Origin of the sequence: Clostridium weizhouense (assembly GCF_019431045.1) — a bacterium.
Classification (GTDB): Bacteria; Bacillota; Clostridia; order Clostridiales; family Clostridiaceae; genus Clostridium; species Clostridium weizhouense.
In genome coordinates this window covers 1-14124 of the sequence record NZ_JAHXPT010000024.1, presented here as the reverse complement: position 1 = coordinate 14124, position 14124 = coordinate 1, and the positions used below count along the sequence as shown (strand labels likewise).

The 14124-nt window shown below is 28.4% G+C and carries 12 protein-coding genes; 11 read left to right on the top strand and 1 reads right to left on the bottom strand.

Annotated features, from left to right (window positions below; genetic code table 11):
• The first annotated feature begins 486 nt into the window (after positions 1-486).
• The 3 genes from KYD98_RS17725 (at position 487) to KYD98_RS17715 (ending at position 2761) form a co-directional block, all read left to right on the top strand.
• Complete coding sequence (locus KYD98_RS17725) at positions 487-1716, top strand: IS110 family RNA-guided transposase (RefSeq protein WP_219781385.1); 1230 nt, start codon at positions 487-489, stop codon at positions 1714-1716.
• A gap of 159 nt (positions 1717-1875) precedes the next feature.
• Positions 1876-2214 (top strand): EndoU domain-containing protein, encoded by a 339-nt coding sequence (locus tag KYD98_RS17720; protein WP_219781384.1) that lies wholly within the window; start codon positions 1876-1878, stop codon positions 2212-2214.
• A 10-nt stretch (positions 2215-2224) separates the two neighbouring features.
• Entirely contained in the window at positions 2225-2761 is a 537-nt protein-coding gene (locus KYD98_RS17715; RefSeq protein WP_219781383.1) for a hypothetical protein, read from the top strand.
• Between the two features lie 496 nt (positions 2762-3257).
• Here KYD98_RS17715 and KYD98_RS17710 read toward each other — a convergent pair whose 3' ends face one another.
• Positions 3258-4430 (bottom strand): IS110 family RNA-guided transposase, encoded by a 1173-nt coding sequence (locus tag KYD98_RS17710; protein WP_219781382.1) that lies wholly within the window; start codon positions 4428-4430, stop codon positions 3258-3260.
• 428 nt (positions 4431-4858) lie between these two features.
• Here KYD98_RS17710 and KYD98_RS17705 point away from each other — a divergent pair, with 428 nt between their 5' ends.
• From KYD98_RS17705 to KYD98_RS17670, 8 genes are all read left to right on the top strand, one after another.
• Complete coding sequence (locus tag KYD98_RS17705) at positions 4859-5143, top strand: hypothetical protein (RefSeq protein ID WP_219781381.1); 285 nt, start codon at positions 4859-4861, stop codon at positions 5141-5143.
• 16 nt (positions 5144-5159) lie between these two features.
• Positions 5160-5822, top strand: coding sequence for a hypothetical protein (locus KYD98_RS17700; protein ID WP_219781380.1), 663 nt, complete (start codon positions 5160-5162; stop codon positions 5820-5822).
• An 898-nt stretch (positions 5823-6720) separates the two neighbouring features.
• A complete protein-coding gene (locus KYD98_RS17695) occupies positions 6721-10677 on the top strand; it encodes an RHS repeat-associated core domain-containing protein (RefSeq protein WP_308462475.1) in 3957 nt (1318 codons plus the stop codon).
• Positions 10678-10687: 10 nt separating this feature from the next.
• A complete protein-coding gene (locus KYD98_RS17690; protein ID WP_219781379.1) occupies positions 10688-11050 on the top strand; it encodes a hypothetical protein in 363 nt (120 codons plus the stop codon).
• Between the two features lie 33 nt (positions 11051-11083).
• Positions 11084-11626, top strand: coding sequence for an RNA 2'-phosphotransferase (locus KYD98_RS17685; protein ID WP_219781378.1), 543 nt, complete (start codon positions 11084-11086; stop codon positions 11624-11626).
• Positions 11627-12014: 388 nt separating this feature from the next.
• Positions 12015-12200: a hypothetical protein gene (locus tag KYD98_RS17680; protein ID WP_219781377.1), complete on the top strand. Its 186-nt coding sequence runs from the start codon at positions 12015-12017 to the stop codon at positions 12198-12200.
• Positions 12201-12365: 165 nt separating this feature from the next.
• Positions 12366-12806, top strand: a complete 441-nt coding sequence (ybiA, locus tag KYD98_RS17675; RefSeq protein WP_219781376.1) for a riboflavin biosynthesis intermediates N-glycosidase — start codon at positions 12366-12368, stop codon at positions 12804-12806.
• A gap of 223 nt (positions 12807-13029) precedes the next feature.
• Positions 13030-13923 carry a hypothetical protein gene (locus KYD98_RS17670; protein ID WP_219781375.1) on the top strand — a complete coding sequence of 298 codons (894 nt, stop codon included), beginning with the start codon at positions 13030-13032 and terminating at the stop codon, positions 13921-13923.
• The last annotated feature ends 201 nt before the right edge of the window (positions 13924-14124 follow it).

Below are 14124 nucleotides of genomic sequence, written 5' to 3'. Positions count from 1 at the left end.
ATTCCATAATAATTTAAAATTAAATTTATTATGGAATTTATTCAATAATTTTGATAATAACTGTCCGTAAGTCAGGAGAAAATAGAGGATGTGAAAAATAGAATCATTAAAAAGTGTTAAAATAGAAAGTTTTTAGCCTAAGAAGTCCTTAACTGGAAATTATAAAACGAGGACAAGATAAGGAAGTCTAGGGACAGTATAAACATAGGTAAAATCAAGGTTCAAGTATAAGAAATATTTTTCAATAGCAGATATACTAAACCTAAAAGAAATAGTAACTAATGCGGGAGTGGGTAACTCAAGTAAGACATTCAATAATGATTTCATTGAAAGCTACAAGGTCATTACTTCTAGCAGAACAAGAACGGATTGGCTTTCGCCCCCATGCACAATAATTTTCTAGTAACATTGCTAGAAGCTTAATTGAATGCTTTAAACTGAGGTTGCCTGCGTTCCTGCATGAATAATGAATAGGAGTGATTAAAGATGCACAAGAAGCAAAATCATATATATGTTGGATTAGACTTACACAAGGATACCCATACCGCTGTTATAATAGATTGTTGGGAGGAAAAACTAGGCTCAATAACCATTGAGAATAAGCCTTCTGATTTCACAAGACTAGTGAATAAGGTAAATAAGATTGCAGGTAATTTAACACCATTTTATGGACTTGAAGACGTACATGGCTACGGTAGAAGTTTAGCAGTATTTCTAATTGAGAGAGGAATGATAGTAAAGGAAGTTAATTCAGCACTTTCATACATGGAAAGAATGAGTTACCCTACTACTCAAAAGAGTGATGATTGGGATGCTAGGTGCATTGCATCAGTACTTTTAAGAAAGCTAGACACTTTACCAGATGCTAATCCACAAGATTTATACTGGACAATAAAAATGATGGTTAATAGAAGAAATTCAATTGTAAAATCAATAACTAATTTAACCAATCAACTTCATGAGAACTTAAACTATAATTACCCAAGTTACAAGAAATTTTTTTCTGATGTGAATAGTAAAACTGCATTAGCATTTTACGATAAGTATCCATCACCGAAACACCTAAAAGGTGTAACCGATGAAGAACTAGCAGAGTTTTTAAGAAAACCTAGTCATAACAGTTGTTCTACAAGAAAAGCTAAAGAAATTATAGAACTTGTAGAAAGTGATGGAGATACAACAAGGGAGTACCAAGAGTTTAGAGATTTCATCATTCAGAGCACTGTAAGAGACATTGCATTTAAGAGTGAAGAAATCAAGAAAGTTGAGGTAGAAATGAAAAAGCTATTAAAACTTCTAGACCTAAAGCTAGAAACAATTCCAGGAATAGATACTGTAACTGCAATTGCACTTGTTGCTCACATAGGAGATATTAAAAGATTCCGTAATGCTGATAAACTAGCTAAATTTTCTGGAATAGCACCAGTAAATTTCAGTTCAGCAGGTAAAGAAAAAGATAAAAAGAGTAAACAAGGAAATAGAGAACTTTACGGAGTATTCTACTTCCTAGCAGTGCAACAGATACAAGTTTCTAAGAAAGGAACTCCTAGAAATCCAGCTTTCCTAGAATACTACAAGAGAAAAGTTTCAGAAGGTAAAACTAAGATACAAGCATTGGTGTGTGTAATGAGAAGGCTTAATAACATCATCTATGGAATGATGAAAAATAAAACGGAATATGTAATGCCTATTGTAGAAATAAAAGAAGTAGCATGATAAAATAAGGTTAACATATTAAGGAAAACCAAGGCTGAAAAAGTAGCTACATAACAGAAAAAATGATAAGTAGTTGAAAATAGTCTTGAAACTGTGGTAAGGGTTGAAAACACTCAATCCTACCACTAAAAATAATAAGACAGACTCTGCCCCAAGGAGGTGGCTGAAGCTATTTCAAAGGGTAAAATAGAACATGTACTTAAAGACCATACATATGCTAGAATAAAAAATACTATAAATAAAATGATGGAAAAAGGATTAAGTGAGCCAGCTGAAAAATTGTTAAATAAAAAATCATTCTTTAATCCAAGTTGGTCAGAACAGAAAGTAATTGATGCAACTAATAAAGCTTATAACAAGGTATTGTCACAAGGGCTTACTAATGGTGAACATACAGTTGAAGTTTTTGGAGAAAAGATTACAGTATACTTAGAGAATGGAGTATCCCATTCAGCATATGGTGGTTTTAAATTAACTTTATCAGATTTTGGATTTTAGGAGGGATTAAATGTTCTTAATTAATTATGAAATTCTTGATGAAGAAAAGAATAGAATTTTAAATTTAAATAATATAATAGAATTTGAAGATGATGTAAATACTGTTATGGGACAAATTCAGTTAATATTCAATAATACCAAAGAGGGGTTTGTTGATAAGGATATTCCATTTAGTGGTGAATTTTTAATTACATGGTTTAAGCGATTAAATGATGCTATAATACAGTTAAAAGAAAGTTCATTTGTTGCAATAGAGCAACCTGATAGCGATAATATATGGCTTGAGTTTGAGTTAAACAATAATGAAGTATTAATTAGCCAGATAAAAGCAGAGAAGGAAATGCATATTGATAAATTTGTAGTAAATTTGCCAAAGAAAAGAAATGAACTTTTTTGGTGTGAGAGTATTCCGAAAGATAAATTATTTAATACAATACTTGCTACTACAAGAAAATTTATGAGAGATATTTTGGCAATAAATCAATTGCTTTATGAATCAAAAGAGTTTAAAGAACTTGAAGATAAATATATGAAAGCAAAAATATAAATATGTGGTTTATAAATAATAAGTCTTTAAAAAATATTGACATATTCCAAGTAAAAGAAGTATCATATAAAGCTAATATATTTAAAAGTTAGAGTAAACAAAAATCTAGATGCATAAACTAAATAGAGTATACTGCATAAAAAAGCAAAGTTGGATAATTGAGACAAAATATAAAAACAGATGTAATAAGTCATTTCATAATATTAATATTGCGGTGAGAGAAATACTAAATGAACTAGCTGAAAAATAAGTAGGCTAGTTCATTGCTTTTTAAAGTGATAAAATAGTGGTAGATGTTGAAAATATTCAAATCTACCACTAAAAGATAATAAGACAAACTTTGCCCCAAGACCAGCTATGTGAAGTCAATAGTTTTTATAAAAAATATTAAATTTTTATATGAAATCATATATAGTAGAAAAATACATAAAAAATAAGCTATTAATAATAGAAAATTTTTTAATAGCAATATAAAATATAAGAATTTAAATAAGGATTATGGCATAGGTGTATAATCTTTATTATCTCTTAAAATAGCAAAAACAATATGTGTGAGCTTATGAGCTACCGCTCCAACGGCAGTAAGATGGTGCTTACCTTCATTACGCTTTTTAACATAGTAGTCATTAAGTGGACTTTCGTGTAAGGTACAAGTTGAAGCACATAGAAATAAGGCTCTTCTAAGGTAAGGGGAACCTCGTTTGGACATTTTATTATTATTAGCTAAAAATTGACCAGATTGCTTAACTGTTGGATCAATTCCAGCATAAGCAACTAAGGCTTTAGCGCTTTTAAATCTATTAATATCACCAATTTCGCTAAGAATAATAGCAGCAGTGATTTTACCTATACCAGGAATAGACTCAAGATGTGAACCAAATTTAGTATAATAAATTTCAATTTCTACATCTAAGTCTTTAATTTGCTCTTCTATAAAAAGGACTTGTTTTATTAGCTGTTTAAGTTGAAATTTAAAAGCATCTTTAGCAAATTTTATTCCGAAAGTATTTTTAGCAGCATTTTGTATTTTTTCTGCTTTTGCAAGGCCAAGCTGTCCACGACTATGTTCTCTTAAAAATTCGGCTAATTTACTTGTATCAATTTTAAGAATTTGCTCTGGGGTTTGATATTTTTCTAAAAGCTTTTTAGAACTTATGCCCCAAGTATCAGAAAATAGCTGTTCATATTCAGGAAAAACTTGATCAAGTACAGTGATAATTCTGCATTTTAATTCAGAAACACTATCAACTAAAGAAAGCCTATATCTACATAATTGTCTTAAAGAAAGAATTTTTTCATCAGCTAATTGTGTATTTGTAAATCTTCCAAATCGAATAACTTCAGCAATAATAAAAGAGTCTTTAGTATCATTTTTAGTTTGGCGTATGTAAAGATTTCTAAAGCTATCAGATTGTATAGGGTTTATAACATTGATTAAGTAACCTTTTTCTAAAAGAAATGAATATAAAGAAAGCCAATAATGTCCAGTAGCTTCAAGTCCAAAAATAACTTGTGAATTACCTATATTTTTATTAATCTGATCCATTAATTTATTAGCACCACTATGTGAATTGGTAAATTTAATTGATTTACCGATGATAGCACCAGTTTCATCAATAATAGTAGCTTCATGACTATTTTTACCAATATCAATACCAACAATAAACATTTAAACATCTCCTTTATTTTTTAGATAGAATATTCTATACAATGCAAGTTACATCCAGGTTAGATATACGATGAATTATAATAATATAATCAACATCCAGCTTATACGCAATATCTCGCAGAGATGAGGTAACAGTCTTAGTTACGAGGTCAAAAGATGCCTCAAGGGGGCGTAGGTAAACCTCTATCTATACGAGAATATTGTCTCAAAATAAGAGGGATTAAACAATAGTAATAGAATAAATAACTTAAGAAATTATTAGAGAAATAATTAAAATTTGTGATGTGGTTATTGTTTAATCTATAAGCTTATCATACCAGGGGGTAAGTAACCCTGAATTTAGTGAACTTAACAATGTATATTCTAATATTGAAGAAATAAGAAGTGGAAATAAAAGTTTAGTATATGATGAACGAACATTAAGGAGAATGTCAGATGATGGAGGAGCTTATCATAATATTCCAACTATTCTTGATGAATCTATAATGTCAGGTGAACCATATGTTATAAGAGCTAATGGAAGAGTTGAATTCTTAAAAAAGGGAAGCGTAGGCACTATATCAGCAAAAACAAATAAATATAGTGTAAAGGAAGGGATATATCATATGACTAAAGAAGGTAATTCTGTTAAACATAAGTTATTTGTTCCAGAGGATGATTGGGCTAGATTTGCTAAACGTTGGGGGCTTCCTGGCTATGATTTAATTGATTAATTGGAGGAGTGTAAATATGGAAATAGTTTTAAGTGGTGACATATATGATGAAAAAATTAGTGTTAAATATGATGATATTATAATTTACAATGGTTATGTAGATAACTTGGTAACATCTGTAGATGCAGATTTAGAATTAAAATTAAATTATAGTAATCAATCTAATCAGAGCAATGTTATAGCTAGGCGTTTAGGAGAAGATATATTGTGGATTCCTAATATAAATTATTGCTTTAAAGAAAAGTATAAGTATATACCAATAATCTTTTCAGTATCTGAATTTAAAAAATTATGGGACAATATGAGATACGATTTTCATGATGATATTAATAAAATAAAGGAAGTAACTAATGAGGAAGTTATGTTAACTTGGTATATTACAAGCAATATTAGAGAGAGTATAAATAGTATAGATGATTATGCAAATATACTAAGTAGTAAGTTTATATGTACAGATATAGAGGGTGAAAATATAGATAAACAAATTTTAAAACTTTTCAATTATAATGAAATACTAGATAAAATTAATCTCGTTGGTATATGTAAAGGAAGTAATAATATAGTTAATGTTAAGATATATTTAGATGATAATATTGAATGGGATGCAATTAAAATTGATGATGAAACTAATATTTATTTAAACTTAGCTAATAAAAAGTATATACCTATATTAAACTAGATTCAAAATTAAGGAATAACTTGCTACAAAATTACTAGATTAAAAGAAATATAGTAAATTAACAAAAGCTATAAATTGGATTGATTGCATAATCTAAATAATGCAGTGAAAAGGTGAAATGAATCAGCTGAAATCAAGTAGGCTGGTTCATTATTTTTTTAGCAGTTAAATAAATACCTGTAATTGATAAAGGAGTTCCTAGTTGATCAACACTAGCACCTTTAGGAGTCAGTAAAATAATGTTGATAGAGGAACAACAAAATATACTTATGATGAAAAAGGTTATATCAATAGTGTAACAGATGCAAATGGAAATACTTATACTAAAAACTTCTTTGACAAAAAAGGAAGAGTAATAAGACAAGAGTATCCAGATGGAGATTTTGCAACAGCAGCTTATGATGAATATAAAAAAGAGAATACTTTTTATTATAATGGAAGTCAAAGAATTGAAAAAATACAATATAATAAAGATAATTTAATAACGCACTTATTATATGAAGATGGAACTACAAAAGAATATAAATATGATGAATATCAAAATAAGGTCTATATAAAAGATAGAAATGGATATGAAGTTCATAAAGTTTATGATGAATTTGGTAATTTACTAAAAGAAATTTCACCAAATGGATTAATTACAGAATATATATATGATAATAATGGGAACTTAACAGAAGAAACAGATAGTGAAGAAAAAGAAATTATTTATTCTTATGACAGTGAAGGTAATTTATTAGAAAAGAAAACAAAGATTTCAGTTGAAAATTGGAAGAATGAAAGTTATACATATGATTCTTATGGAAGAATTTTAAGTAAAACTGATGGGAATAGAAATACATCTAAATATGAGTATGCAAATATAAGTTACTTAGGAAAAAAGCAAGGAAAAGATCCAGTGAGAGTGATTACAAACAGTGGATATGAGTATGAATATGAGTATGATGATGTAGGTAGAAATACTGAAATAAAAACAGATTATGGAACAATAGAATTTGCATATAACCATTTAAATTATGCGGCAAAAATTAAAGATGCCAATGGAAATGTGACAATAAAGAATTATGACAATATGGGTAATATTATTAGCCTCTATACACCAAATGCATGTATTGATAGAAATTTTGTAGATGAAGGCTATAGATATACTTATGACCATATGGATAGGTTAATAAGTATAAAAAATCCACTTGGAATAGTGCAAAAAAACATAAGAGATAGTGAAGGAAATATAATAAAAGAAATAAATCCAAACTATTATAACCATGAAACGCACGATGGAATTGGAGTGGAATATGCTTATGATAAAGATAATAGAAAAATAAAAACAATATATCCTGATGGAGGAATAGAAAGATTTTTTTATGATTCCAATGGAAATGTAATAAAGCATATAAGTCCAGAATACTACAATAAAGGAACTGATAATGGGTTAGGTTATAGTTACACTTATGATTCAATGAATAATTTAAGTTCCATAATAAATGAGGAAGGAATTGTAGAAAAGACCTTTGAATATGATCTTCATGGAAATATTATAAAAGAAATAGATAATGAAGGAAATGCAAGTTTATTTAAATATAATTTGCTTGGAAACTTAATTGAAAAGAGAGTGCCAGTTGAAAAAGATGAAGCAGAGATTAAGTACAATGTAACTTACTATGATTATGATAAAAACAGCAATAAAATTTTAGAAAAGCATGGAACAACATTAGTATATGAAAATGAAGACTGCAATAACTATAATGAAATTTATTTTATTTATGATAAAGAAAATAGACTTATTGAAGTTAAAGATAAGTATGGATCAAAGACAAGATACAAATATGATTGCTTAAACAATAAGACTTATGAAAGCTTTAAGATTAATGATATAACAACAAAAGCCATTCATTATACTTATGATAGAGTAGGAAACTTAATTCAAAAGAAAGAAGAAATAAATAGTGGCTTTGTATCATCAGAACCTACTGAAAAAAATGTCTGGGCAATAACAAACTATGAATATGATAAAAATGGCAACATAACAAAGATAATAACTCCAAAAGGCTATGAAATAGGAAGAGTTTATGACAAAGCGGATAGGGTTATAGAGCAGTATGAAAAAGATGAAGTAAATGGAATATTTAGAAGTCATGTTTATAAATATGATAAAGCTAATAATATAACAAGCATAAGTGAATACTCTGGAGAAGATGCAAAACTTATAAACAGTAAATATGTAAGTGAAAATGATTATAGAGTACATTGGTCTAAGAGATATGAAAAGAAAAAAGAAAATGAAAAGTTATTTGAAGAGTTAAAATTCCAATTAGATCAAAAGAAAAAGACTTATACTTATGATTCTCAAAATAGACTTACTCATTTTGTTAATTTCTCAGGAAACACAACAAAATTATTTTATGATAAAAATGATAGAATTATAAAACAAGTACTTCCAGAACAATATGAGAATCAAAAAGACGATGGCGTTGGAACAACTTATCATTATAATTTAAAAGGACAAGTAGTTGAAGTTAAAAATGCTTTAGGTGAAACCGTAACTAAAAATACTTATGATTCTAAAGGTAATTTGAAAATCTCAATAGATGGGGAAAATAACAAGGTTGAATATACTTATACATTACTTGGAAAAATTAAAGATGTTGTTACTCCAAATTCAAGAAAAGAAAGTAAAACAGCTCAAAGTTATAAATACGATGCTAGAGGTAACATTACTGGAATAATTGATGGTAATGGAAATCAAACAAGCTATATTTTAGATGATTGGGGAAGAATAATTCAAATAACAACACCAGAAGGCGGAGTTGAAAAGTATACTTATGATTATGCAGGAAATATAACAAGCACGACAGATGCAGATGGTGGAACTATAGAATATTGCTATAACAGTTTAGGTCAAGTATGCGAAATAAGAGACCAAGAAGGAAATAGTGAATATTTCTATTACGATAACGAGGGTAACTTAACAAAACACATTGATAGAAACCAAAATCATGTAGATAGAACCTATAACTTAGATAGAAATATAGTTTCAGTAAAAGCTTATCAAATAGATGAGGAAGCAGAAAATTTAAATAAAAATAAGATAAACGTAATAGATCAAAGATTTAAATACAATTCAGATGGAACACTAAGAAGTGCGTATACAGGGAATCAGCAATATGAATATGCTTATAACATTGAAGGAATGCTTGAATCTAAAAGTGCATCTGGAAGAACTCTTTTAAGGTATACTTATGATAGAAATAATAATATTAAAAGTATAAAAGACATCACAGGAAAGAGCAGTATTTATAATTATGATGATGTTAATAGGGTTAAATTAATTCAAGATGATAATCAAAATACATTGGCAAATTATGAGTATTTTAAAAATAACAATATAAAATCAGTAACGGTAGGAAATGGATTAAAGACAGATTATACTTATGATGGTGATGGCAATGTTCAAAGCTTAGTTACAATATCACAAAATGGTGAAGTATTAATAGATTACAATTATGCTTACGATTTAAATGGAAATAGATTGCAAAAAGTAAGCTCAAAGCATAAGGACTTCTATACTTATGATTCAATGAATAGGCTAAAAGAAGCAAACTATGACGATCGATGCGAAAGATTCACTTATGATAAAGTAGGAAATAGGCTAACAAAAACTACAAATAATATAACTGAAAAATATGTCTATAATATAAAGAACCAACTGAAAGAATTACACAAGGATTCTGGTATAAACTATTTTACTTATGATAAGCAAGGAAATACAATAAAAGAAGAAACAACAACTGGAAATAATATCTTTGAGTATAATACTCTAAATCAACAAGTAAAGGCTATAACTAAAGAAGGAAATACTTTAGTAAATAGATATGATACAGAAGGTTTAAGAGTTGAAATTCAAGAAAATGAAAAGTTAACTAAATTCATATTCCATAAGGAAAATGTGTTAGTCGAAACAGATAAAGAATTTAATGCAATTTCTAGATTTACTAGAGGATATGAGGTTGTTGCTGCTGATATTGCAAATTTAGATGATGAAGACAGTAATTTAAATTCAACAATAGAATCTAAACTAAATAGATATTACTATATTACAGATGAACAGGGCAGTACATTATTTATTACGGATAAAAATAAAAACATTAGAAATGAATACTATTATGATGGATTTGGATGTGTTCTTAATAGTAAAGAAGAAGTTCATAATAGAATGACTTATACTGGACAGCAGTTTGATGGTATAACAGGACAGTATTATTTAAGGGCTAGATTTTATAATCCTATAATTGGTAGATTTACTCAAGAAGATACTTATAGGGGTGATGGATTAAATCTTTATGCTTATTGTGGAAATAATCCTGTTATGTATTATGATCCTAGTGGTTATGCAAGTGCAAGTAAGACAAGACAATTTTCATCATCTGAAATACCTGAAGGTGGGGTATGTGGAGAAAATAAAAGTATTATGCTTAAGAGGGTAGGTAACCCTAAAGGTAAATTAAATTTTACACAAACTACCGCATCACCTAATTTTAGTGCAGAGGGAAAATTTTCAGGAAAAACAATTGGTGAGGTATCTGATATGTTAAGGCAAGGAAAACTTGATGTGAGTGATGTACCTGTAACCTATATTGAGAGAAATGGAACTAGATTAATAGAAAATACAAGGTCATCATTAGCGTTAAAGAGAGCAAATATACCAGAATCACAATGGAATTTAATTAATAAAACTGGTGATTTAGGAATTGAATTAAAGATAACTGAAAGATTACAACGAAATGGGTTAAGTAATACTGGAACAGATGTGCTAAGAATTACAGGACAAGGTAAAAATGCTAGTAGTTTAAGGTAGGAGGTATAGTATGGAGATTGCAAGTGTATTTGAGATACATGAATTAGCACAAGAATTTATGAATAATCCTAAAATTATGAAAAAAGGTAACAATTCAGTTCTTATGTATGACTATGAAACTGAATCAGGTGAATATGAATGGACAGGAATCACTTTTATTAACACGGTTAAATATAGACATGTTAAAGAGGCTAATATTAAAGATTATATGATAAAAGCATATAATCGAGTAGTAGAAATAAAGAATTCTAATTGGAAAAATGAAATTTTATCAATTGATGGGGAAATAAATAATTTAAAGCACTATATAGTATATTTTGATGGATATGGAGCATACGAATTTCTTAGTTATGGAGTTATTGAAGGAATTTAAATTATAATATTAATATGGGGGGAAAAAACTAATATGAATTATTTGATGCTTAGTAAAGAAATATCATATGCCCTTAGACATGCTCCTTGGGAGTATGAATTAGAGTTAGATGAAAATGGGTGGGTTAGTGTAGAACAATTATTGACTGCTTTAAAAGAAAATAGTAAATGGGAAAGTGTAACCACAGAAGATTTAGATCATATAATTGAAAGTTCAGATAAAAAGAGACATGAATTAGTTGATGGTAAAATTAGAGCTTTATATGGACATTCTATACCAAGGAAGATAGTAAAAGAAAGTGCAGAACCACCAGCAATATTATTTCATGGAACTGCAAGACGTTTTTTAGAGTCAATAGAGAATAAAGGTTTATTACCAAAAGGAAGGCAATATGTTCATTTATCGAACGATATCGAAACTGCACTTCAAGTTGGTAAAAGACGTGATGATAAGCCAACTATTCTTGAGATTGATGCTAAAAGGGCTTGGGATGAAGGTGTTAAGTTTTATTTAGGTAATGATAAAGTATGGTTAGGTGATAATATACCAAGCAAATATATAAAAGTCACTTCATAATTAGCTTTAATTTAATAGCATAATAATATGAGTGCTATAAGTGATTGAAATTAGTAAGAAGTATATAAAAAATTTACTGCATAATCTAAATAATGTAGTGAGTAGGGGGCAAAGGGGGGGGAGTTGTAGATAATTTTAAAAAGTAAATTCTAGTTGATGAAACTAAAAATACTTTATAAAATCCTTACCACCGTATCCCCCTTTCAACCTAAAGTAAAAGAAAATATCGTTATAATGGAAGTATCGATATTTTTTATAGAAGGTGTTAATGAATGAAATATATCCAAGAGTAAACGGAGTAAAATGATTGCCATATCACTATTTTATTTGCCAACAAGAAGTTTCTATATATCAATAATACTAAAGAAGCAATAAGGAATGATGTAAAATGATAAACGATAGAATGATAGAAATTGAAGAAAGTATTAATAAACTAACAGTTGATTTATTATTTCCAATTAGAACTTCAAAGACTGTTAATAAAGAAGCATTTGATAAATTATATTTTCTACTTGATGAGTTAAAGATTCTTATAAAAGGAGAGCTGATAATAAGTAGGAAACTAGTAGGATAGTTCTTTATTTATACTTCTATATCAGCAGAAGCAGAACACGCTCATTATTCAAGTCCTATCTTTATTGAAGCAGGAAGGCTGGAGGATTATTTAAGTAAGATACTATGGGATTCACCTTTTGGTCAAGGAGTATAGAAAAAATAAAAACTAATCAAGGAGGCTAATATGGCTATATATTTTTATAAAACAAATAATGAGTACGGCTGTTTTTCTAATTTTTCAAAACATGGTTTCGAACTTGAAGGGAAGTATTGGATGACAAGTGAACATTATTTCCAAGCCCAAAAGTTTATTGGAACTGAATATGAAAAACAAGTTAGAATGTCATCAACACCAATGGAAGCAGCAAATATGGGACGTGATAGAAGTAAACCACTTAGGAAAGATTGGGAAGAAGTAAAAGATGATATAATGCGAAGAGCGGTTTTAGAAAAATTCAAAGCAAATAGCGATGCTAAGGAAATACTTCTCTCAACTGGAGATAAGGAGATAATTGAGAAAACCACTAAAGACTACTATTGGGGATGCGGTGAAGATGGAACTGGGGAAAATATGTTAGGAAAAATATTGATGGAGACTAGAGATATTTTACGTAACTGTCAATAGGGTTATTTCATCTCAAACTACATCTCCAATATTAGACAATTCTGCTGAAGATTCTTATGAATATCCAGCAGATTATTCAGAAGAATTTTGGAGACAAATGGAAGAGGTAACTGGGCTTACTGGTGCAGTTTTAGTAGCATATGTAATAATATCAGAGGGATCTCGATTGTTTCCTCCAAGAAACTTAATACCAGTACCATAAATATTTTTTTGAGGTGAAAATATGAATAAAATAGTAGAGTATGGAAAACACATTTATGGATGTATTTCAACATATGATTCTTTGTTAGATAAAGGAATAGTAATTATTGAACTTATAGAAGAATTTATAGATAAAGTAGTTAAACCAATAAATAAAAGCTTAAAATATGAAATTAATTTAAATGGAAAAAAATATAACTATGAATATTCAAATTGGGAAAAAACTAAAATTTTAATTAATGAAGGTAAAGTTGAAAAGCTAAATTTTGTTCATTTTGATAAAAAAATGATTGATGCAAAAATTAAAGGAGTAGATTGTCCAGAGGCATATACATCACCAGATATTATTAATTTAAATATTTTATCCAATATTGAAAATCCTAAAAGGGCAAGTCTTATAGAATTTTCAATAAATAAATGGACTTGTGCCAAAGATGATTCTAAATATGTTTGTTTGGAATATCAAAAGTTAATAGAAATGGTGTTAGCGAATATAAATTGTGTAGGAGGTTTTATTACATTAGATTGTATGGGATCATATTGTTCCTTTAGTCCACATGAAAGATATGTAGGACTTACATATTTAAGGGTATCAGAAAAATTTGATATATATTTTAGAGGATACAGCTGGGGAAATTATTTAAGTAAAAATCATGTAAATTTATTAGGTGGAATAGAAAAAATCAAAAAGGAAGCACCTGTTTATTTGGTTAAATCACTGAGCGATAATGGAGCATATTTGCAGTTGACAGAAAATATTGATAATGTATCAGATGAAGATTTAAGAAAATTAAAAAGATATTTTCAACCTATATTACCTAAAGTTCCAAGAATGTTTTTTCCATCAGAAGCTTTATATAGGAGAATGATAATTGATGAAGATGATGAATTAATTTATTTAGAAAATGAGAAGTAAATATAAATAAGTTCAAAATAAAACATATATAGAATTAATATGTATAAAAATAAAATCCTCCTAACTTCTATAATCAAAGATAAGGAGGATTTTTAGTGTTAATAAATGTTTTAAATTACAAATCAAGAAGCTTATTGGTTTAGATATGCACCACCATCAGTAAACATAATGTATTCAATGCCTACTATTGGAGAAAGTGCA